19 protein-coding genes and 1 riboswitch are annotated in these 20,272 nt (G+C 71.6%); of the genes, 8 read left to right on the forward strand and 11 right to left on the reverse strand.

Translation table 11 applies throughout. From position 1 onward, the window contains the following. Window positions 1–121: 121 nt before the first annotated feature. The 4 genes from NQU55_RS03120 to NQU55_RS03135 all read right to left on the reverse strand — a co-directional run bounded on the left by NQU55_RS03120 (window position 122) and on the right by NQU55_RS03135 (window position 5,014). Complete coding sequence (locus NQU55_RS03120; protein WP_168092088.1) at window positions 122–1,894, reverse strand: ABC transporter substrate-binding protein; 1,773 nt, start codon at window positions 1,892–1,894, stop codon at window positions 122–124. 133 nt (window positions 1,895–2,027) lie between these two features. Then, window positions 2,028–3,026 (reverse strand): ABC transporter permease, encoded by a 999-nt coding sequence (locus NQU55_RS03125; RefSeq protein ID WP_256789622.1) that lies wholly within the window; start codon window positions 3,024–3,026, stop codon window positions 2,028–2,030. A gap of 280 nt (window positions 3,027–3,306) precedes the next feature. Next, a complete protein-coding gene (locus NQU55_RS03130) occupies window positions 3,307–4,074 on the reverse strand; it encodes an enhanced serine sensitivity protein SseB C-terminal domain-containing protein (protein WP_168095494.1) in 768 nt (255 codons plus the stop codon). A gap of 142 nt (window positions 4,075–4,216) precedes the next feature. Then, a complete protein-coding gene (locus NQU55_RS03135) occupies window positions 4,217–5,014 on the reverse strand; it encodes an enhanced serine sensitivity protein SseB (protein WP_168095493.1) in 798 nt (265 codons plus the stop codon). Between the two features lie 288 nt (window positions 5,015–5,302). Between NQU55_RS03135 and NQU55_RS03140 the strand changes: the two genes are divergently transcribed. After that, window positions 5,303–5,851 carry a hypothetical protein gene (locus NQU55_RS03140; protein ID WP_168095492.1) on the forward strand — a complete coding sequence of 183 codons (549 nt, stop codon included), beginning with the start codon at window positions 5,303–5,305 and terminating at the stop codon, window positions 5,849–5,851. A gap of 16 nt (window positions 5,852–5,867) precedes the next feature. On the opposite strand, the gene NQU55_RS03145 is transcribed toward NQU55_RS03140, so the two are convergent. Continuing rightward, window positions 5,868–6,578 carry an AAA family ATPase gene (locus NQU55_RS03145; RefSeq protein WP_168095491.1) on the reverse strand — a complete coding sequence of 237 codons (711 nt, stop codon included), beginning with the start codon at window positions 6,576–6,578 and terminating at the stop codon, window positions 5,868–5,870. A gap of 165 nt (window positions 6,579–6,743) precedes the next feature. Then, window positions 6,744–6,851, forward strand: a riboswitch (glycine riboswitch). Window positions 6,852–7,001: 150 nt separating this feature from the next. Between NQU55_RS03145 and gcvT the strand changes: the two genes are divergently transcribed. The 4 genes from gcvT (at window position 7,002) to NQU55_RS03165 (ending at window position 11,440) form a co-directional block, all read left to right on the forward strand. Beyond that, window positions 7,002–8,117, forward strand: a complete 1,116-nt coding sequence (gene gcvT / locus NQU55_RS03150; protein ID WP_168095490.1) for a glycine cleavage system aminomethyltransferase GcvT — start codon at window positions 7,002–7,004, stop codon at window positions 8,115–8,117. A 100-nt stretch (window positions 8,118–8,217) separates the two neighbouring features. Then, window positions 8,218–8,598 carry a glycine cleavage system protein GcvH gene (gene gcvH / locus NQU55_RS03155; RefSeq protein ID WP_168095489.1) on the forward strand — a complete coding sequence of 127 codons (381 nt, stop codon included), beginning with the start codon at window positions 8,218–8,220 and terminating at the stop codon, window positions 8,596–8,598. Window positions 8,599–8,643: 45 nt separating this feature from the next. Beyond that, the gene (gene glyA / locus NQU55_RS03160) at window positions 8,644–9,906 is read left to right on the forward strand and encodes a serine hydroxymethyltransferase (protein WP_168092862.1); all 1,263 of its coding nucleotides are present in this window, start codon (window positions 8,644–8,646) and stop codon (window positions 9,904–9,906) included. 151 nt (window positions 9,907–10,057) lie between these two features. Next, window positions 10,058–11,440 (forward strand): L-serine ammonia-lyase, encoded by a 1,383-nt coding sequence (locus tag NQU55_RS03165; protein ID WP_168092863.1) that lies wholly within the window; start codon window positions 10,058–10,060, stop codon window positions 11,438–11,440. Between the two features lie 83 nt (window positions 11,441–11,523). Here the strand turns inward: NQU55_RS03165 and NQU55_RS03170 are convergent, their stop codons facing one another. Then, window positions 11,524–12,381 (reverse strand): SCO4651 family lipoprotein, encoded by an 858-nt coding sequence (locus tag NQU55_RS03170; RefSeq protein ID WP_168092864.1) that lies wholly within the window; start codon window positions 12,379–12,381, stop codon window positions 11,524–11,526. Between the two features lie 174 nt (window positions 12,382–12,555). Here NQU55_RS03170 and NQU55_RS03175 point away from each other — a divergent pair, with 174 nt between their 5' ends. After that, complete coding sequence (locus NQU55_RS03175) at window positions 12,556–13,113, forward strand: ricin-type beta-trefoil lectin domain protein (RefSeq protein WP_168092865.1); 558 nt, start codon at window positions 12,556–12,558, stop codon at window positions 13,111–13,113. Here NQU55_RS03175 and cutA read toward each other — a convergent pair. Then, complete coding sequence (cutA, locus tag NQU55_RS03180) at window positions 13,100–13,435, reverse strand: divalent-cation tolerance protein CutA (protein ID WP_168092866.1); 336 nt, start codon at window positions 13,433–13,435, stop codon at window positions 13,100–13,102. The two genes, NQU55_RS03175 and cutA, sit on opposite strands and share 14 nt — an antisense overlap. Window positions 13,436–13,513: 78 nt before the next feature. Between cutA and NQU55_RS03185 the strand changes: the two genes are divergently transcribed. Further along, entirely contained in the window at window positions 13,514–13,825 is a 312-nt protein-coding gene (locus NQU55_RS03185) for a hypothetical protein (RefSeq protein WP_168092867.1), read from the forward strand. A 62-nt stretch (window positions 13,826–13,887) separates the two neighbouring features. Here NQU55_RS03185 and NQU55_RS03190 read toward each other — a convergent pair whose 3' ends face one another. The 4 genes from NQU55_RS03190 to NQU55_RS03205 all read right to left on the reverse strand — a co-directional run bounded on the left by NQU55_RS03190 (window position 13,888) and on the right by NQU55_RS03205 (window position 17,361). Continuing rightward, window positions 13,888–14,103, reverse strand: coding sequence for an EF-hand domain-containing protein (locus NQU55_RS03190; RefSeq protein WP_058046371.1), 216 nt, complete (start codon window positions 14,101–14,103; stop codon window positions 13,888–13,890). A gap of 384 nt (window positions 14,104–14,487) precedes the next feature. Continuing rightward, window positions 14,488–15,096, reverse strand: coding sequence for an ATP-binding protein (locus NQU55_RS03195; protein WP_372504622.1), 609 nt, complete (start codon window positions 15,094–15,096; stop codon window positions 14,488–14,490). Between the two features lie 206 nt (window positions 15,097–15,302). After that, window positions 15,303–16,070 carry an enoyl-CoA hydratase/isomerase family protein gene (locus NQU55_RS03200; protein WP_168092869.1) on the reverse strand — a complete coding sequence of 256 codons (768 nt, stop codon included), beginning with the start codon at window positions 16,068–16,070 and terminating at the stop codon, window positions 15,303–15,305. A gap of 118 nt (window positions 16,071–16,188) precedes the next feature. Further along, window positions 16,189–17,361 carry a L,D-transpeptidase gene (locus tag NQU55_RS03205; RefSeq protein WP_168092874.1) on the reverse strand — a complete coding sequence of 391 codons (1,173 nt, stop codon included), beginning with the start codon at window positions 17,359–17,361 and terminating at the stop codon, window positions 16,189–16,191. A 474-nt stretch (window positions 17,362–17,835) separates the two neighbouring features. Between NQU55_RS03205 and glgX the strand changes: the two genes are divergently transcribed. Continuing rightward, complete coding sequence (glgX, locus tag NQU55_RS03210; protein ID WP_168092870.1) at window positions 17,836–20,241, forward strand: glycogen debranching protein GlgX; 2,406 nt, start codon at window positions 17,836–17,838, stop codon at window positions 20,239–20,241. The last annotated feature ends 31 nt before the right edge of the window (window positions 20,242–20,272 follow it).

The raw sequence follows: 20,272 nt of genomic DNA on the forward strand, positions 1-20,272 counted from the left end.
GGCCCGGCGGCGGCCCGGCGGCGCCCCCCTGGGGAAGAGGGGGGCGTCCCCGGTCGTCGCGCTCGGCCCTCACCTGCCCTTCGTGCCTAGCGGCGGGTGCGCCGGCGGAGCGGACGGACTGTCACTTGACGACGCCCAGCGAGGCGTAGTCGTAGCGGCCGTTGTAGGCGTCGGCCGTGTAGACGTTGGTCAGCCGGGAGCTGCGCCAGATGATGTTCTTCTCGTAGGTGAAGGGCAGGTACCAGGCGCCTTCCATGACCTTCTTGTTGGCCTCCTGGTAGACCTTCCCGGCCTTCTCGGCGTCGGTCTCGGCGATGCCCTCGTCCAGCAGCTTGTTGACCGCCGGGTCGTCGAGCTCGGGGTAGTTCTGGTTGCCGCTCTGCTGGATGAAGCGGCCGTCCACGATCGGCTGCAGGAAGCCCTGGCCGCTGGGGAAGTCGGCGCCCCAGCCCATGATGATGATGCCGTAGCCCTTGGCCTTGACGTTCTTGGGCGAACCGATGATGCCGGTGGACTGCGCGCCGTCGTACTTGTCGATCTGCGCGTCGATGCCGACGGCCTTCAGGGACGCCTGCAGCGACTCGGCGGAGGCGACCTCCTGCATCTTGTTGTTGCGCACCGCGATGGTCGTCTTGAAGCCGTCCGGCTTGCCGCAGGCCTTCAGCTCCTCCTTGGCCTTGGCCACGTCGGGCTTGCCCTGCTTCATGTTGTACGGGTCGTAGCCGGGGTCGAAGCCCTTGACGGCCGGCGGCATCATGCTGATGCCGATGTCGCCGCCCGCCTGGGGGCCGCCGCGCGCGGTCTGCAGCGAGGTGTGGTCGGCACCGTAGATGACGGCCTTGCGGCAGTGCTCGTTGTCGAACGGGGCGACGGTCTTGGGGAACGCCGCGTAGCGGATGAAGCCGGTCTGCGGGTTGTCGACGTTGCCCTTCTTCTCCTTCAGGGCCTTCTGCCGGCCCGCCGAACCCATGCCGGTGGCGTTGATGTCGAGGTCGTAGTCGCCCTTGAGCAGCCGGTTGTCCATGTCGTCGGCGTTGGTGATCAGCGTGACCGAGATCTTGTCCGGCAGGGCCTTGCGGACCGGGTCGGACTCCTTGTTCCACTTGTCGTTGCGGACCAGCTCCAGCCCCTTGTTCGGGCTGTACGAGACGAACTTGTACGGCCCGCTGGAGAACGGCTTCTGGCCGTACCGCTCGGCGGTGTCCTTGTCCGGGCGGACCGGCGCCGCGGCGGGCAGGGCGAGCATCTGCAGGAAGTCGCCGTTGGGCTTGGGCAGCTTGAAGACGATCGTCTTCTCGTCCGGCGTCTCGATCGCCTTCAGGCCCAGTTTGTCCTTGCTCTCGTCCTTGTACGGACCCTTGTACGTCTTGTCCGGGTCCAGGACCTGCATCAGCCAGGTGGGGCCGCCGGAGATCTTGTCGGTGGCCCAGGTGCGCTCGATGCCGTACTTGATGTGCTGGGCGGTGACCGGCTGGCCGTCCTCCCAGGTCAGGCCCGGCCTGAGGGTGAAGGTGTAGGTTTTCTTGTCGGCTGAGATCTTGCCGGTGTCGGTGGCCATGTCCGCCACCATCGTGGAGCTCTCGGCGCCGGGCGCGGGCTTCGAGGTGACCAGGGTCCGCGTGTAGTAGCGGGCGAAGTCCCACATGAATCCGTAGTAACCGCGCTGCGGGTCCCAGGAGTCGGCGTCCTGCGTGCCGATGAACTTGAGCTCGCCGCCCTTCTTGTCCGAGGCCGTGGCGAGCTTGCCGACGGCGGCGTTGAAGCCCGCGCCCTTGCCGTCCGTGCTGCTGCTCTCGCTCCCGCCGCCGCCACAGGCCGCGGTGGTGACCAGGGCCGCGACCACGAGGGCCGCCCCGGCGGCCGGCCTCCGCCTCGAAGTTCTCTGTGTTCTCAAGGTGTCGCGACCTCCGTGTTCGTCGCCGTCCGGGGAAGCGGGCGGCGGGTTTGCGGACAGAGCCTCCTGACGGACCGACAGGGGCGGTGGGACACGTGCGAGCCGGCGGAGCGGAGCCGCCGGGGGCGGGGCGCTAGCGCGAACCCTTGGGATCCAGCGCGTCCCGTACGCCGTCACCGAAGAGGTTGAAGGCGAGGACGGTGACGAAGATGGCGAGACCCGGGATGATCATGAAGATCGGGTCCGCCTCGTAGTGGTCGACGGCTCTGGCGAGCATTTCGCCCCACGATGCCGTGGGGGGCTTGACTCCGGTACCGAGGAAGCTGAGGGCGGCCTCGGTGAGGACGTTGGTGGGGATCATCAGCGTGGTGTACACGGTGATCGGCGCCACCAGGTTGGGCAGCAGCTCGCGGAAGAGGATGTAGCCGCGGCCCGCGCCGAGGCTGCGCGCCGCCTCGACGTACTCCCGCTCCCTCAGCGAGAGGGTCTGGCCGCGCACGATCCGTCCGATGTAGGGCCAGCCGAAGAAGCCGATCACCGCGATCAGCACGCCCATGCGCACGCCGGAACCGGTCAGCCCCCAGAGGGAGTCGGGGACCACCGACACCAGCGCGATGATGAACAGCAGCTGCGGGAAGGCCAGCAGCAGGTCCATCACCCGGCTGATCACCGCGTCGACCCAGCCGCCGAAGAAGCCGGCGACGATGCCGAACACCGTGCCGATGACGACGGCGACGACGGCCGAGAGGAAGGCCACGAGCAGCGAGACCCGGGCCCCGTAGACGATGCGGCTGAAGACGTCGCGCCCGTTCGTGGGTTCGACGCCCAGCAGGAAGTCCGAACTGATGCCGCCCCAGTCCCCCTTGGGGGTGCTGAACAGCGGGTCGATCTGGTCCTCGTGGAATTCGTTGGGCGGATGGCCCAGCATGCTCACGATCACCGGCGCGAGAATGGCCACCAGGATGAGCAGCAGGACGACGACACCGCCGGCCAGCGCGAACTTGTCCCGCTTGAGCCGTATCCAGGCGATCCGCCAGGGGGAACGACCCTCGATGGCCTTGGCCGGAACGCCGGCGGCGACGTCGACCGCCGCGGTCTCCGCCGCGCCCGTGTCGTGCAGTGGTGCCGTCATCGTCTGAGGGACCCCTCTCGGCCGGTGCCGACCGGCCCAACGCCCGCCGCGCGTGCGGCTGGTTCACATCACTGGTGCGAAAGGTGCGATGGTGCGGGAAGTTCACGCAGAGCAGACCGTGCACAGGACGTACGCGGGACCGTACGCAGGACCGGGAGTCCTTGTGGCGGGAGTCTTCAACGCCCCCGCGATCACCCGCCAGACCCGGTCGGCAAAGGATGCGCAACCGTGATGTGTGGAGAGGAGTTCCGTTATACGGACAACTGCGGCCCGTCGGCGGTCAGTAGACGCCGGCCTGAGGGGGCTGCGGAGGGTATCCGTAGCCCGTCGGCGCGGCCTGCGAGCCGCCCGCCGGCGCACCGCCGTAGGCGTCGCGGTCGTAGAACGGGCGGGCGTTGGCCCGCATCCACATGGCGACCGGGTCGTGCTCGTCCGACATGGCCACCGTGGAGACCGGCAGCCCCTCCGGGACCGCTCCGACGGACTGCTGCATCATCAGCCGCACGGACTCCACGGACGCCTGCGAGCCGTCGTAGAGGTCCAGGCCGATGGCCAGGTACGCGGTGCCGAGCGCGGGCTGCACCCAGGCACGGCGCAGCGAGCGCACCGCGGGGGTGCGGTGGGCGTTCTGCCCGAGGAGGGCGTAGAACTGCGGGATGTCCACGCCGGGCTCGCTCACCCGCAGCGGGCCGGCCGGCAGCCGGTCCAGGCCGCCGGCGATGCGGCGCAGGTCGAGCCAGGGGATGCCGACGCCGCCGCCGGGCGCGTGCGGATTGAGCCACAGGCCCCAGCGGCCGGGGTAGAGGGCCTCGGCCACGTCCCGGCCGGAGATCACCTCGTGGGCCCGGTTCCAGCCGCTGGCGGCGAGCTCCTGCGCGGAGGTCACGCACGGCGCGTAGCCGAGCCCTTCGACCTCCATGTTGCCGTACTGGGCGTCGGGCGAGCCGGCCTGGCCGTGCCAGAGCAGCATCCAGACCCGGCCCTCGGCCAGCGAACGCAGCAGCTCCTCGTACGCGTCGTACCGGCCGGGCGCCACCTGGCGCAGCATCTGCTCCACGCCGCTCTCCGCGCCCGCGCTCACCTGGGTCCGCCTCTTCTCTCGGCCTTGACTGCTGCGACCCGGGAGCGCCGTCGCGCGCCCGTTGTCGTCCGACCAGCTTACGAGCCCGCCGGGGCGGACAGGGGAGGAGTCACAGGTCGCGGTCGTAGAACGGACGGATCCGGTCCCGCATCCAGTCGCCGACCGGGTCCCGCGCCACGTCCAGGAAGACCAGCTGGACGGGCCAGGGCACGGGCGCGGAGCCGAGGGCGCGGCCCACGGCGGACAGCGCCGCGGACCGGCTGCCGGGGTCCGGCAGGTCGAGCTCGATGCCGACGAACAGCGCCGGATCTGCCCCCTCGACGCTCGCGAGGGCGCGCCGCGCCGTCCGGACGACCCCGGTGGCGGCGAACTCCGGCCCGGCGGCCGCCAGGAAGTCCGTGGGCTCGTCCTGCCAGTCGGGCTCGAAGAGCCGCACGCGGCCGCCGGTGGCATCGCCGTCCAGGGCGGTGCGCCCGGCCCGGCACAGCTCGGCGACGGCGGGCGGCGGCAGCGGGGCGCCCACGGAGCCCTCGGGGTTGACGACGATGCCCACCTGCGGGGGCAGCCCGCGGGCGAACTCGACGGCCGGGGCGACGGCGTAGGGCATCCGCTCGCCGGCGACCCTCAGGAACTCCCCCTCGGAGCTGAAGACGGGCACGAAGGCCTGGCCGCCGAGCTCCAGCGTGGGCAGGTCGAGATCGGCGCTGTCCGGACCGCCGCCGGACGGAAGCGGAACCCATACGTGGCTGCGGCCCAGGGCCTCCACGATGCGCAGGCCCGCGCCGGGCGCGCCCACCGAGGCGGCGAGCACCTCTTCGAGTTCATTGGCGGGCCAGCCGGGCGGGGCGGCCGCGGGCGCGCCGCCGCCGGGGGCCGGACTCCAGCCGTACTGCCCGGGGATGCTCATCTCGTCCAACTCGTCCAATGCCGCCCAACCACTCTCGACGAAGCCGCACATGCACCCTAACGGCTGTACCCCCGCAGGCTCCTCCCGGCTGCCGAAATCGCCGGTGATGTCCCAGGTCAGGGCGGGCCGTACGGGAGTCCGTCCCCTTCCGTCACAGCACTGGCCGCAGCCACCGGGTTGCACAGGGACACCGCAGGTCACACGGTGATCGGGCAGCTGCCCTGCAGCGCCACCGGCTCCGCCGCCCCGCCGGCCGGCCGGGTCCTCGCACCGAAGGGAACCCCCAGCATGCGTGTCAACAAATTCGCCGCCTCGGCGATAGCCGTCGCCGCCTGCGGCTCCGTGGCCGTCGGCGTCGCGGGCCCCTCCCTGGCCGCCGTGAACGCACCGGACCCCGACATGTCCGTCGTGCTCCCGGCCACCGGAACGAAGTCCGCGCCCGGCGTGCACCAGCAGCTCGACGCGGTGGGGCAGCTGGGGGAGGCGCTCACGCTGGTCTCCCGGATCGGCAAGGAGGCGCAGTCCAGGACGCCGGACGCCGACGCGCTCAAGGAGATGCAGCAGCGGCTGCGGTCGTCGGCGAACCGGCTCGCGGACTCCCTGCGGAAGTCCCCGCCCTCCTCGGGGCGCCCGGCGGTGGCTCCGCCGGACGACGTCCACGACCTGCTGAAGAAGCTGCAGAAGGCGATCGAGAAGCTGATCGGCGCGGCCACGAAGAACGACGCGGAAGGCGTCCAGTCGGCGATCACGGAGGCCCTCGCCGTCGTGAAGGACCTCCTGGCGAAACTCCCCCTGACGGAAGACGGCTCGACCCTGCCGGCGCCCCTGCCGCTGTAGGCGGCGCCGGGCCCGCCTACTCGAAGGTGATCCTCCGCAGCGCGTCCACCGCCCCGCGGTCCAGCAGGACCACCGAGGCGACCCCGGCCGGCAGGCGCCCCGGGCGGTCCGTGAGCAGCGGGTCCGGGACCGGCGGCTGCGACACCGACGCGAGCAGCCGGGCCATCGCCCGCCGGTGCCGGCGGAAGGCGTACGGCGAGACGCCGCGGCCCCGCGCCGCCTGGCCGGCCAGCGCGGTGCCCGGCGGCACGTCGAGGAGGAGCAGGTGGGCCGCGCCACCCCGGCGCCGTGCGTCACGCGCGACCCAGCGGCGGACCCAGCCGCGCTGCCCGCAGTCGTGCACGACGGCGCTCGCGGTGGAGCGCAGGGCGCGGCGCAGCGCCGCGTAGTGCGCGAGCCGGGCGAAGGGCCGGTAGATCGCGTACGGCAGCCAGCCGGGTGCGTGCCGCTCCAGGCGCTCCCGGGTGTCCTGGGAGTCGACGCACCAGACGACGCCGTCCTGCGCGTCCAGCACGGACACGGCCCGCCGGATGAGCGTGGACTTCCCGCTCCCGGGCAGCCCGGAGACGATCAGCACGTCCCCCGCGGGGAAGCGCAGCTCCCCGCGGCCCGCTCCGGAGCGCAGGTCGAGGACCCCCGCCCGGGGCCGCGCCGCGCCGCCGTCCGCCGCGGCCGCGCCGTGCGCCCGCGCGGGCCCGGCCGTCCCTGCCGTCGGTGCTGTTCCCATCCGTTCCGCCCCTCCCCCGGGCCCGGTCACCGCCCGTCACCGCCCCCTACCCACAGAACGTAAAAGAAAGGTAATCGAATTCGGGGGCCGCCAGGCAGTCCGTAACGCGCCCGTACGTGCAATGATGTGCGCGCCAACTGCGTATCCAACTGCATACCGGCCGCTCGAATCCGCGCGGGAGAGTCCCAGGCTGCACGCCACGCCGTGTGCGCTGGGCGCCGAAGGAGCAAGTTCCTCCCTTGAATCTCTCAGGCCCCGTACCGCGCGGACGAGGCAGATCTGAAAAGCGGGCCGCACCGTGCGCGGCTCCACCCAAGGTGCAAGCCGGACCCCCCGCGTGTCGCGGCGGCTCCCGGTGAACCTCTCAGGTTCCGATGACAGATGGGGAGGACGTCCTCACTGCCATGTCCGGGAGCCCACACCATGACCGACACCCCTCGCCGCACAGCCCTCGACGCCCTGCACCGCGAGCTCGGCGCGACCATGACCGACTTCGCGGGCTGGGACATGCCGCTGCGCTACGGCAGCGAGCGCGACGAGCACGTCGCGGTCCGCACCCGCGCCGGTCTGTTCGACCTCTCGCACATGGGTGAGATCACCGTGACCGGCCCGCAGGCCGCAGCCCTGCTGGACTTCGCCCTCGTGGGCAACATAGGGAGCGTCGCCGTCGGCCGCGCCCGCTACACGATGATCTGCCGCGAGGACGGCGGCATCCTCGACGACCTGATCGTCTACCGCCTCGCCGACGCGGAGTACATGGTCGTCGCCAACGCCTCCAACGCGCAGACCGTGCTGGACGCGCTGACCGAGCGCGCCGCCGGCTTCGACGCGGCCGTCCGCGACGACCGCGACGCCTACGCCCTCCTCGCCGTCCAGGGCCCGGCCTCGCCGGCCATCCTGAAGTCCCTGACGGACGCCGACCTGGACGGCCTGAAGTACTACGCGGGCCTGCCGGGCACCGTCGCGGGCGTCCCTGCCCTGATCGCCCGCACCGGCTACACCGGCGAGGACGGCTTCGAGCTGTTCGTCGCCCCGGGCGACGCCGTGAAGCTGTGGCAGGCCCTCACCGAGGCGGGCGCGGACGCCGGCCTCGTCCCCTGCGGCCTCTCCTGCCGCGACACGCTGCGCCTGGAGGCGGGCATGCCGCTGTACGGGCACGAGCTGACGACCGCGACCACCCCGTTCGACGCGGGCCTGGGCCGGGTTGTGAAGTTCGAGAAGGAGGGCGACTTCGTGGGCCGCGCCGCGCTGCAGGCGGCCGCGGAGCGCGCCGAGGCGCAGCCGCCGCGCAAGCTGGTCGGCCTGATCGCCGAGGGCCGCCGCGTGCCGCGCGCCGGCTTCCCGGTGGTGGCCGGCGGCGAGGTCGTCGGCGAGGTCACCTCCGGCGCCCCCTCCCCCACGCTCGGCAAGCCGATCGCCATCGCCTACGTGGACGCGGCGCACGCCGCCCCCGGCACGCAGGGCGTGGGCGTGGACATCCGCGGCAGCCACGAGGCCTACGAGGTCGTGGCCCTGCCCTTCTACAAGCGGCAGCGTTGATCTTCCCCGCGGCTCGCCCGGGCGCTTCCCTGCCCTCTCTCATCTCCCTCTGTCAAGACCCGTTGCACAAGCACTCACGCGCATCCAGGAGAATCTAGCCATGAGCAACCCCCAGCAGCTGCGCTACAGCAAGGAGCACGAGTGGCTGTCGGCCGTCGACGCGGACGGCGTGGCCACGGTCGGCATCACCGAGTTCGCCGCCAATGCGCTCGGTGACGTCGTCTACGCCCAGCTCCCGGCCGTCGGTGACACCGTCACCGCGGGCGAGACCTGCGGCGAGCTGGAGTCGACCAAGTCGGTCAGCGACCTGTACTCCCCGGTGACCGGCGAGGTCACCGCGGCCAACCAGGACGTCGTGGACGACCCCTCGCTGGTGAACTCCGCCCCCTTCGAGGGCGGCTGGCTGTTCAAGGTGAAGATCACGGACGAGCCGGCGGACCTCCTCTCCGCCGCCGAGTACGACGGCTTCACCGCAGGCTGACCCCACCCCTCGCCCTCCCTCGCCCAGGAAGTCCAGGAAGAACTCATGTCTCTGCTGAACAGCTCCCTCCATGAGCTCGACCCCGACGTCGCCGCCGCTGTCGACGCCGAACTCCACCGCCAGCAGTCCACCCTCGAGATGATCGCCTCGGAGAACTTCGCTCCGGTCGCGGTCATGGAGGCCCAGGGCTCGGTCCTCACCAACAAGTACGCCGAGGGCTACCCCGGCCGCCGCTACTACGGTGGCTGCGAGCACGTCGATGTCGTCGAGCAGATCGCCATCGACCGGATCAAGGCGCTCTTCGGTGCCGAGCACGCGAACGTCCAGCCGCACTCCGGTGCGCAGGCCAACGCCGCCGCGATGTTCGCGCTGCTCAAGCCGGGCGACACCATCCTGGGTCTGAACCTCGCCCACGGCGGGCACCTGACCCACGGCATGAAGATCAACTTCTCCGGCAAGCTCTACAACGTGGTCGCCTACCACGTCGACGAGCAGACCAACCTGGTCGACATGGAGGAGGTCGAGCGCCTCGCCAAGGAGCACCGCCCGAAGCTGATCGTCGCCGGCTGGTCCGCGTACCCGCGCCAGCTGGACTTCGCCGCCTTCCGCCGGATCGCCGACGAGGTCGGCGCGTACCTGATGGTCGACATGGCCCACTTCGCGGGCCTCGTCGCCGCCGGTCTGCACCCCTCCCCGGTGCCGCACGCGCACGTCGTGACGACCACCACGCACAAGACCCTCGGCGGTCCCCGCGGCGGTGTGATCCTCTCCACTGCCGAGCTGGCCAAGAAGATCAACTCCGCTGTCTTCCCCGGTCAGCAGGGTGGCCCGCTGGAGCACGTGATCGCCGCGAAGGCCGTCTCCTTCAAGGTCGCCGCCAGCGAGGAGTTCAAGGAGCGCCAGCAGCGTACGCTGGAGGGCGCGAAGATCCTGGCCGAGCGCCTGGTGCAGGCGGACGTCGCCGAGGCGGGCGTGTCCGTCCTCTCCGGCGGTACGGACGTGCACCTGGTGCTGGTGGACCTGCGCAACTCCGAGCTGGACGGCCAGCAGGCCGAGGACCGCCTCCACGAGGTCGGGATCACGGTCAACCGGAACGCCATCCCGAACGACCCGCGGCCGCCGATGGTCACCTCGGGTCTGCGGATCGGCACCCCGGCGCTGGCCACCCGCGGCTTCCAGGCGGAGGACTTCCGTGAGGTCGCCGACATCATCGCCGAGGCGCTGAAGCCGGTCTACGACGCGGAGGCCCTGCGCGGCCGCGTCACGGCCCTGGCGGACAAGCACCCGCTGTACCCCGGCCTGAAGTAACACATCTGCATCCGTTTTACGCATCGGTACGGGGCACCGGGCACACTGAACAGTGAGCGCTCGGTGCCCCGCACCACGCGCCCCCGTACCACCGTGGGCGCCCCCCTCAGCACGACCCGTACCACCTCCAAGCAGACAGGGAGCAGCCACCGTGGCCATCTCCGTTTTCGATCTCTTCTCGATCGGCATAGGCCCGTCCAGCTCCCACACGGTGGGTCCCATGCGGGCCGCGCTGATGTTCACGCGACGGCTGAAGAACGAGGGCCTCCTGGCCCACACCGCCTCCGTCCGGGCCGAGCTCTTCGGCTCGCTCGGCGCCACCGGCCACGGCCACGGGACCCCCAAGGCCGTCCTGCTCGGCCTGGAGGGCTACTCCCCGCGCACCGTCGACGTCGAGCTCGCCGACGCCGAGGTCGAGCGCATCCGCGAGTCCAAGCGCCTGCGGCTGCTCGGCGCGGAGATCGGCAGCACCCACGAGATCGACTTCGACGAGTCGACCCAGCTGATCCTGCACCGCCGCCGCTCCCTGCCGTACCACGCCAACGGCATGACCCTCTTCGCCTACGACGAGGCCGGCGCCCCCCTGCTGGAGAAGACCTACTACTCGGTCGGCGGCGGCTTCGTCGTGGACGAGGACGCGGTCGGCGAGGACCGCATCAAGCTCGACGACACCGTGCTGAAGTACCCCTTCCGCACCGGTGACGAGCTGCTGCGCATGTCCCGCGAGTCGGGCCTGTCGATCTCCGCGATGATGATGGAGAACGAGAAGGCCTGGCGCACGGAGACGGAGATCCGCGAGGGCCTCCTGGAGATCTGGCGCGTGATGCAGGCGTGCGTGTCGCGCGGCATGGCCCGCGAGGGCATCCTGCCGGGCGGCCTGAAGGTCCGCCGCCGCGCCGCGAACACCGCCCGCCAGCTGCGTGCCGAGGGCGACCCGCAGGCCCGCGCCATGGAGTGGATCACGATCTACGCCATGGCCGTCAACGAGGAGAACGCCGCGGGCGGCCGCGTCGTGACCGCGCCGACCAACGGCGCCGCCGGCATCATCCCGGCCGTCCTGCACTACTACATGAACTTCGTGCCCGGCGCGGACGAGGACGGCATCGTCCGCTTCCTGCTCGCCGCGGGCGCCATCGGCCTGCTCTTCAAGGAGAACGCCTCGATCTCCGGCGCCGAGGTCGGCTGCCAGGGCGAGGTCGGCTCCGCCTGCTCCATGGCCTCCGGCGGCCTCGCCGAGGTGCTGGGCGGCTCCGCCGAGCAGGTGGAGAACGCCGCGGAGATCGGCATGGAGCACAACCTCGGCCTGACCTGCGACCCGGTCGGCGGCCTGGTCCAGATCCCGTGCATCGAGCGCAACGGCATGGCCGCCGCCAAGGCGGTCACCGCGGCCCGCATGGCCCTGCGCGGCGACGGCCGGCACCACGTCTCCCTCGACAAGGTCATCAAGACCATGAAGGAGACGGGCGCGGACATGAGCGTGAAGTACAAGGAGACGGCGCGCGGCGGTCTGGCCGTCAACATCATCGAGTGCTGACGCACCGCTGAGCCCCACCGCTCCACGAAAGGCGCCCCCGCCCCGGCCGATGCCGGGCGGGGGCGCCTCTCTCGTGCGGGAAGCTACTGCTGCCGCTTCTTCATCTCGTGCTCCAGGACCTCCTTCTCGGTCGCCGTCTCGGCGGCCGGAGGGGGCTTGATGCCCAGGTCCGCGCCCCAGTCGCGGTACTCGTCGGCCCGGCGGAACTCGCCCTTGGAGCCCTTGCCCGACTCCTCGGTCTTCGCGACCACGCCGTCCACGTCCACCCAGACGACGAGCTCGACCTGCTGCACGCCGTCGGTCTCGTAGCCGTTCACGACGAAGTCGCGGTCCTTGTCCGTGATCGCGTCACCCTTGTAGGCGGCGAGCTCGGAGACGACGACCGTGCCCTGGAAGCGGGCCGCGCGGCGGCCGCCGACCGTCTCGACGCCCGTGTTCTTCACGTCCTTGGACGTGGCGAGCGCCGACGTCATCCGGACGAAGAGCTCCGACGACGGGTCCTTGCTCTTGTCGGCGCCCTCGACGCTGAACGTCCACCACTTCTTGCCGGCGATCTTCTCCCCGTTGAAGTACATCTTGTCGTTCACGGTGATGACGTGGTTGACGCCGTCCGGGTACTCCGCCGTCTTCGGGCCCACGTCCTTCATCACGGACGCGTGGGGCTTCGCCTGGAAGGCCCCCTCGGTGACGTACTCGCCGTCCTTGTCCTTGCGCGTGCCCTTGGTGCGGTACGTGTTCTCCCGCGCCCCCTTGGCCGCGGCCGCCTTGAGCGTGCCGGCCGGCTCCGCCGCCTTGAGCGCCTTGTCCGCGCCGTTGTCGCTCTTCCCGCCGCCGGAGCCCGCGGGCTCGTCCGTGCCGCCGCCCGTGCCGCCGCACGCCGCCAGGCTCAGAGCGAGAGCGACCCCCGTCGCGGCCACGACGCTCTTACGTATCGCCTTCAAGTGCCTTACTGTCCTTTGTCCGCACTTCATAAAGTTTCGGTGAGGATATCCCGGCCGATCATGGGTTGCGAGCGGAAATGACCATGACCGGAAACAGTGTGTCAGCACGCCGGTGCCGTCAGTAATGTCAACGCCCTCGTTCCGTTACCACCCCTTGATCGAGGAGCTCTCGCCATGCGCCATTCCCTCCGCGCCACCGCAGCGATCCTCGGCGCCGTCGCCGCCCTCGGCGTCACGGCTCCCCTGGCCGGCGCCGACGCCGGGACCACGCCCGGCGCGCCCGCGGGCGCCGTGCGCATCCACAACGGCGCGCACGGCGGCTGCCTGACCGCCGAAGGACCGGGCTACCGCGACCCGCGCGGCACGCTGCGCCCCTGGCTGGTGGCGCTGCAGCCGTGCCGGGAGTCCGAGCGGGTCGCCCAGACCTGGGTCTACAGCTCGGCCACGCACCAGTTCTCGTCGCAGGCGCAGCCTTACCGCTGCATCGGAAGACAGGGCTCGCTGCTCGTCACCGTGCCGTGCGACGCGGACGCGGCGGGGCAGCGCTTCCGCACCGAGCCGGCCGGCTCGGGCGGGCGGCAGAAGGTCGTCGCGGAGGCGGACGGCCGCATCTGGGAGCAGGCCGCGCACCGCACCGGCTCGTCGCGCGACGCGACGGGCGAGGGGGTGCGGACGGTCCGCGACACGGGCTCGGCGGGCGCCGAGCGGAGCTGGATGCTCAGCCGCGGCTGACGCGCGTCTCCGTCCGGAGCCAGGAGAGGTACGCGTCACTGCCCGCCGTGACGGGGGTGGCGACGATCTCCGGGGTCTCGTAGGTGTGCGCGCCCTTGATGTGGGCCTCCAGCTCGCCGTAGCGGTCCGCGGCGGTCTTGTAGAGGACGCGCCACTCGGTGTCGCTGTGCACCTCGTCCCGCCACCGGTAGACGCTGGTGACCGGGCCGTCGATCTGGGCGCAGGCGGCGAGCCGCGCCTCGACGGCGGTGGTGGCGAGGTGCCTGGCGCGCTCTTCGCTGTCGGTCGTCGTCATCACGGCGATGTACTGGGCCTCCGGCATGGCGCGACCGTACCGCAGGGGGCGTGCGCGACGGGCGGCGGGACGGGGTTGTCAGTGGCGGCCGTTACGCTCACCAGCATGAGTTACGCAGACCTGCGCGAACTCCAGAGCGCGCTCACCACCGCCTCGGACATCGCCTTCTCCCTCGACGCCTCCGCACCCGCGCCCCATGAGGCCGAGCAGCTGGTGGACGCCCTGCGCAGGGCGCTGACCGCGGCGAGCGCCCTGGGCGGCGGCCTTGCGGCCACGGGCTGCTCGGAGCACCCGAAGGGCCCCGTGGACCCGCTGTACGGGGACAAGACCGATCCCCTGCCGCCGGGCTGGGGCCGGTGCCTGCTGTGCAACGACCGGCGGCGCCGGGCCGGGGCGCAGCGGCGCGGCTGGCGCTGACCCGGGCCGCGACGGCGCGGCCCGGGCCGGCCTTCCCCCGGGGGTCGGCCGTTCCGTGCGGGTCAGCCCTTGTTGACGGAGTTCCAGAACTCCTCGAAGGACAGCAGGCGGTCGCCGTTGCCGTCCTTGGAGTCGATGATCGACTGGGCGACGGTCTCGGTGACGAAGTGGTCGCCGAGCTGCGCCATGGCCTTCTTGTACTCGGCGGCCGTGATGAAGCCGTCCCCGTCGATGTCGAACTTGGCGAACGTCTCGCGCGCGCTCTCCATGTCAGCCATGTGAGCCTCCCCTTTGGTGTGCTGGTATGACCGGCACAGATTAGCCGCCCTTTTGATCAGGCCGATCACGGCCGGATCTCACTCTGTGTAATTTCGCATAAAAATAAGCGCACCTGCTGATCCATTCGAAGAATTCAAGGCACGTGGCCCACCTCACCTTTGATTACAGAGAGAAATGGGCAGCCTTGCCCGAATTGAACAAATAGCCGTTTTGGCTGGAACGCACCCCGTCTGCCATAGTCGGAAGCCACGACCCTCATTGACCCGAGCCAGGTCGTCATCCGCCGCGGAACACACCCCAATCTCCGCGGCGCCCGAAGAGGCCCCCGGCCCGTCGCATGCCGACGGATGGGGGCCTCTTCGTTGTCCCGGCAGTGCCGCGTATCAGCGGTCGGCGACCCGCATCTCGAACCAGGTGGTCTTGCCGCGCGCCAGCAGGTCCACCCCCCAGCGGTCCGAGAGCTTGTCGACGAGGAAGAGCCCCCGGCCCGTGACGTCGAGCTCGTGCACGGGCATCAGGCAGGGCAGCCCCCGGGAGGGGTCGCGGACCTCTATGCGCAGCCAGCCCCGCCGGCGCAGCATCCGCAGGCCGAAGTAGCGCGCGCCGGTGTGGCGGACGGCGTTGCCCACGAGCTCGGAGACCAGCAGGACGGCGTGCTCGGTGAGTTGGCCCGAGAGGCCCCACTGGCGCAGGACCACGGACTGGGTCAGCCGGCGGGCCGCGACGGCCGACTCGGGGCGGGAGGGCAGGCGCACCTCGCCCTGTGTGGGGTTGCCGAACAGATCGAGCGCTTTGAGCGCCAGCTCATCCTCCACGGTCGGCGACCAGCGCACAGCGGCCGTGCCGGCCCGCTGCCGTGGCTGCTCCGTTCCCTCCAGGCCCGCCATGCCCCCATCATGGCCGCCGCAAGCACGCCCGGGGCTGGAACGTAGGGATTCACCTGACCGGAATGAACCCCTCCAAGCCAGTGCGGCGACATATGCCAAGGGCAGGGGATCGACCCGGAAACCCATACTGACCTGCGGCGACCACAGGGGCGCGAAGATCGCCCGAAACAACCGGAACAGCGGTTCGCCGCGGTCGCGTACTGCGCGTAATTCCCCCACAAGAGGCACCCCGGGTGGACACCGGCACGACCGCGCGTCAACGCCGGGGGCGGCGGCGGCCCGCTCCGGGACCGCCGCCAACCGGCCGCACGTCAGACGAACTTGGCCTTGCCCGGCCCGTCCTCGACGAAGCTGCGCATGCCGATCTCCCGGTCCTCGGTCGCGAACAGGCCCGCAAACCAGTTCCGTTCGATGGCCAGGCCCGTGTCGATGTCGGTCTCCAGACCGGCGTCCACGGACTCCTTCGCGGCGCGCAGCGCGAGCGCGGGGCCGGCGGCGAGCCGGGCGGCCCACGCGTGCGCCTGCTCGTACACCTCGGCGGCGGGCACGACGCGGTCGACCAGGCCGAGCGCGAGCGCCTCGTCGGCCTTGACCATGCGGCCGGTGAAGATGAGGTCCTTGGCCTTGGACGGGCCGATCAGCCGGGCCAGGCGCTGGGTGCCGCCCGCGCCGGGGATCAGGCCGAGCAGGATCTCGGGCTGGCCGAGCTTGGCGTTGTCGGCGGCGATGCGGAAGTCGGCGCACAGCGCCAGCTCGCAGCCGCCGCCGAGGGCGTAGCCGGTGACGGCGGCGACGACGGGCTTGGGGATGCGGGCGACGGCGGTGAAGGAGTCCTGCAGGCCGCGGGAGCGCGCCACCATCGCGGCGTGGTCCATCTTCTGCATCTCCTTGATGTCCGCCCCGGCGGCGAACACCTTCTCCCCGCCCCACAGCACGACGGCCCGCACGTCCTCGCGGCGGGTCGCCTCCTCGGCGAGCTCGCGGATCCGGTCCTGGGCGGCGATGTCGAGCGCGTTCATCGGCGGACGGTCCAGGCGGATGGTTCCGACGCCCTCGGCAACCTCAAGATGCACAGTCATGGCACCAGGTTAGTGACACGGGGGTTCGGCGGCTCCCCCCGATTGGGCCCGGAACGCCGAGCGGCCCGGAACACTCGGTCGCGAGTGTTCCGGGCCGCGGGGCGCGTGCGAAGGACCGTCAGCCGGCCTGGGGGGTGCTCTTGCCCCACTCGGACCACGGCAGGTTCCAGCCGTTGAGGCCGTTGTCCGGCTTGATCGTCTTGTCGTCGGAGTTCTTCACGACCACGACGTCGCCGATGAGGGAGTTCTTGTAGAACCAGGCCGCCGGCGTGTTCGGGTCGCCGCCGCCGCGCTGGTCCTCCAGGCCCACGCAGCCGTGGCTCGCGTTCTCCGCGCCGAAGGTCGAGGAGCCGGACCAGTAGTTGCCGTGCAGGAAGGTGCCGGAGGTGGACAGGCGCATCGCGTGCGGCACGTCCGGGATGTCGTACTCGCCCTTGCCGTCGGCCTTGGTGAAGCCGACGGTGGCGCCGTTCATGCGCGTCACGTCGTGCTTCTCGCTGATGACCATCTGGCCGTTGTAGGTGGGGCTGGCGGGGGACCCGGCGGATATCGGGATGGTCCTCACGACCTTGCCGTCCCGCTCGACCGTCATCTGGTGGGACTTGGCGTCGACCGTGCTGACCTGGCTGCGGCCGATCGTGAACTTCAGGGTCTTGTTCTGCGAGCCGTAGACGCCCTCGCGGCCCTGGACGCCGTCGAGGTTCAGGTGGACCGTCACCTTGGTACCGGCCGCCCAGTACTTCTCGGGGCGGATGTCGAGGCGGTCGTTGCCGAACCAGTGCGCCTTGACCGGAACGGACGGCTCAGCGGTCACCTTGACGGCCCGCTCGACGGCCTTGGGGTTGGTGATGCCCCGGCTGAAATTGATCGATACGGGCATGCCCACGCCGACCGTGCTGCCGTCCTCCGGCGTGAAGTAGCCGACGAAGGTGTTCTGCGGGGTGAGCGTCGTGAACGACGCGTGCTTGGCCGACGGGCGGCCGTCGTCGTCCTCGGCCAGGGCGTCGACCGTGTACTTGCTGGATGCACCGAGGTGGGCGGTGGGCTCCCAGGCCGCACCGTCGCCGGTGATCTTGCCGTCGATCGTACGGCCCTTGGCGTCGGCGACCTTGACGGAGGTCAGCTTGCCCTTCTGGGCGGTCACCTTGAGCGCACCGGACGTCGCGACGTCCTTCGAGCCGTCCTCCGGCGCGATGGAGACGACGGCCTCCGACGGGCCGTCCGGCACCTTCTTGGCGCCGCCCTTCTTCCCGTCGTCGTCACCGCCGCCACAGGCCGTGACCAGCAGCATCAGCGCGCCGAGAAGCAGCGCGAACAGACCTCTGCGCCGGGCTGCGCGCCCTCTCGGTATCAGCTGCACGTTCACAATCGGTTGTCTCCCCTCGCACGGCCCGCGGCCACGCGGCGCCCCCGAAAGCGCGGCTCACGCGCTGGCGATAGATAACCACAGGGCTCCTGCGCCCCCGTCCCGTGGAATGTCACCGTTCGGTCCCAAATGGGAACGGTGGTACGAGACATGCGGCGAGGGTGATCCCCGTGGCTGAAGGTGAGCATCATAATCCGGCCACCCGCGTGCTCCGGCCCGGGGGCGGCCCCCTGCCCGCAGGCGGGCAGAGCGCCCGCGCCGCCCGGTCCGGCGCCCGATCATCCGTGTGAGCGCACGCGTGGTTCTGGGCAGAACTGGGGGCAAGGACGGAACCGCCGCCGCCCGGCACGGGACGCCGGGCGCCCGGCGCGCTGCCCGCGAGCCGCCGGAGGCGAAGACGTGTCGAGCGCACCCGAGCAAGAGGCGGAGCGGGGGGACGAGTTCGGCGGCCGCCGGACCCGGCACCCCGGGGACGACCGCACGGCCGGACGGCCCGCGGGGGCCCCGGGCGCCGCCGTCAACGGACGCCCCCGCCCGGACCCGGCCCTGCGGCCGCTGCCCGGCGCCACGGTGTGGCCCGGCAGCCCCGAGCCGCTCGGCGCCCGCTTCAGGACCGCCGCCGACGGCACGGCGGGGACGAACTTCGCCCTGTGGGCCGGCGGGGCGGAGGCCGTCGAGCTGTGCCTGTTCGACGGCGGAGGGGACGGCGGCCCGGACGGCCCGCCGCAGGGCGAGACGCGGCTGCCGCTGACCGAGCTGACGCACGAGATATGGCACGGCTTCGTGCCCGGGGTGCTGCCCGGCCGCCGCTACGGCTACCGCGTCCACGGCCGCTGGGACCCCTGGACGGGCGCCCGCTGGAACCCCGCCAAGCTCCTGCTGGACCCCTACGCCCGGGCCGTCGACGGCGACTTCTCCCTGCCCCCCGAGGTCTACGGGCACGTGCGGGACTGGCCCCAGCAGCACGTCGCCGACACCGTCCGCGACGAGCGCGACTCGGCCCCGTACGTCCCCAAGGGCGTGGTCGTCGCGGACGGCGACGACTGGGCGGACGACCACCGGCCCAAGACGCCCTGGCCCGACTCCGTCATCTACGAGCTGCACGTGCGCGGCTTCACCAAGCGCCATCCGGGCGTCCCCGAGGAGCTGCGCGGCACGTACGCCGGGCTCGCGCACCCCGCGGCCGTCGAGCACCTGGTGCGGCTCGGGGTGACGGCCGTGGAGCTGCTCCCGGTGCACCAGTTCGCGCACGAGGACCACCTGCTGCGGCGGGGCCTGCGCAACTACTGGGGCTACAACTCCATCGGCTACTTCGCCCCGCACGCCGCCTACGCCGCGTCCGGGACCGACGGCCGCCAGGTGGGCGAGTTCAAGCGCATGGTGCGCGCCCTGCACGCGGCGGGCCTGGAGGTCATCCTCGACGTGGTCTACAACCACACCGCCGAGGGCGGCGAGCTGGGCCCCACGCTGTCCCTGAAGGGCATCGACAACCGCCGCTACTACCGGCTCCAGGGCGACCAGCGCCGCTACGCCGACTACACCGGCTGCGGCAACACCCTGCACGTCGTCCAGCCGAACGTCCTGCGGCTGATCACCGACTCCCTGCGCTACTGGGTGACGGAGATGGGCGTCGACGGCTTCCGCTTCGACCTGGCGGCGGCGCTCGCCCGCTCCATGCACGACGTCGACATGCTCTCGCCGTTCCTCGCCGTCATCGCCCAGGACCCCGTGCTGCGCCGCGTCAAGCTCATAGCCGAGCCGTGGGACGTGGGCTCGGGCGGCTACCAGGTCGGCTCCTTCCCGCCGCTGTGGACCGAGTGGAACGACCGCTACCGCGATGCCGTCCGCGACTTCTGGCGCGGCGCCCTGCCCGACGTGCGCGACCTCGGCTACCGCCTCTCCGGCTCCAGCGACCTCTACGCCTGGGGCGGCCGCCGCCCCTACGCCTCCGTCAACTTCGTCACGGCCCACGACGGCTTCACCCTGCGCGACCTGGTCAGCTACGAGCACAAGCACAACGAGGCCAACGGCGAGGGCAACCGCGACGGAACCGACGGCAACCGCTCGTGGAACTGCGGTGCGGAGGGCCCCACGGACGACCCCGCGGTGCGGGCCCTGCGGCGGCGCCAGCTGCGCAACCTGCTGACCACGCTGCTGCTGTCGACGGGCGTGCCGATGCTCGTCGCGGGCGACGAGATGGGCCGCACCCAGGGCGGCAACAACAACGCCTACTGCCAGGACAACGAGACCAGCTGGACCGACTGGTCGCTGCTGGAGGAGCCGGGCTGGCGGGCCCTCGCGGACCTGTGCTGCCGGCTCCTCGCGCTGCGCCGCGCCCACCCCGTCCTGCGCAGCCGCTCCTTCTTCTCGGGCCGCCCGCAGAGCGCGGACGGGCTGCGGGACCTGGCCTGGTTCACGGCCGGGGGCACGGAGATGACACAGGCCGACTGGTACGCGCCGGCGGCCACGCTCGGGATGTACCTCTCGGGCCGGGACATCCCCCAGCGCGGGCAGCAGGGCGAGCCGGTCACGGACGACAGCTTCCTGGCCGTGCTGCACGCGGGCCCGGCCGACGCGGAGTTCACCCTGCCGGGCCCGCCGTGGGCCGACGGCTACGAACTGCTCGTGGACACCGCGCGGGAGGAGCAGGGGGCCGCGCCGGGCGACCTGCGGACGGCGGGTGCGCGCATCACGGCGGGAGCGCGCTCGGTGCTCCTGTGGCGGGTGACGAGGGAGCGGGCGGAAGCCGGACCGGAGGCTCCAATTCCGCTGCCTCGTAAGGCCCTGGGCACAAAAACCGAGTGAGCGGTGTCAGTGGTGAACCGTAGTCTCGGTC

The sequence above is a fragment of the Streptomyces telluris genome (assembly GCF_024519335.1).
GTDB classification, from domain to species: domain Bacteria; phylum Actinomycetota; class Actinomycetes; order Streptomycetales; family Streptomycetaceae; genus Streptomyces; species Streptomyces telluris.

Bases quoted from the DNA above. Each gene is read 5' to 3' on its own strand.
- NQU55_RS03125 (WP_256789622.1), bottom strand. From the start codon at position 3,026: ATGACGGCACCACTGCACGACACGGGCGCGGCGGAGACCGCGGCGGTC.
- NQU55_RS03130 (WP_168095494.1), bottom strand. From the start codon at position 4,074: ATGCTGCGCCAGGTGGCGCCCGGCCGGTACGACGCGTACGAGGAGCTG.
- glyA (WP_168092862.1), top strand. From the start codon at position 8,644: ATGTCTCTGCTGAACAGCTCCCTCCATGAGCTCGACCCCGACGTCGCC.
- NQU55_RS03205 (WP_168092874.1), bottom strand. From the start codon at position 17,361: ATGCTGCTGGTCACGGCCTGTGGCGGCGGTGACGACGACGGGAAGAAG.
- cutA (WP_168092866.1), bottom strand. From the start codon at position 13,435: ATGCCGGAGGCCCAGTACATCGCCGTGATGACGACGACCGACAGCGAA.
- NQU55_RS03140 (WP_168095492.1), top strand. From the start codon at position 5,303: ATGCGTGTCAACAAATTCGCCGCCTCGGCGATAGCCGTCGCCGCCTGC.
- NQU55_RS03135 (WP_168095493.1), bottom strand. From the start codon at position 5,014: ATGAGCATCCCCGGGCAGTACGGCTGGAGTCCGGCCCCCGGCGGCGGC.
- NQU55_RS03185 (WP_168092867.1), top strand. From the start codon at position 13,514: ATGAGTTACGCAGACCTGCGCGAACTCCAGAGCGCGCTCACCACCGCC.
- gcvH (WP_168095489.1), top strand. From the start codon at position 8,218: ATGAGCAACCCCCAGCAGCTGCGCTACAGCAAGGAGCACGAGTGGCTG.
- NQU55_RS03175 (WP_168092865.1), top strand. From the start codon at position 12,556: ATGCGCCATTCCCTCCGCGCCACCGCAGCGATCCTCGGCGCCGTCGCC.
- gcvT (WP_168095490.1), top strand. From the start codon at position 7,002: ATGACCGACACCCCTCGCCGCACAGCCCTCGACGCCCTGCACCGCGAG.
- NQU55_RS03200 (WP_168092869.1), bottom strand. From the start codon at position 16,070: ATGACTGTGCATCTTGAGGTTGCCGAGGGCGTCGGAACCATCCGCCTG.
- NQU55_RS03145 (WP_168095491.1), bottom strand. From the start codon at position 6,578: ATGGGAACAGCACCGACGGCAGGGACGGCCGGGCCCGCGCGGGCGCAC.
- NQU55_RS03190 (WP_058046371.1), bottom strand. From the start codon at position 14,103: ATGGCTGACATGGAGAGCGCGCGCGAGACGTTCGCCAAGTTCGACATC.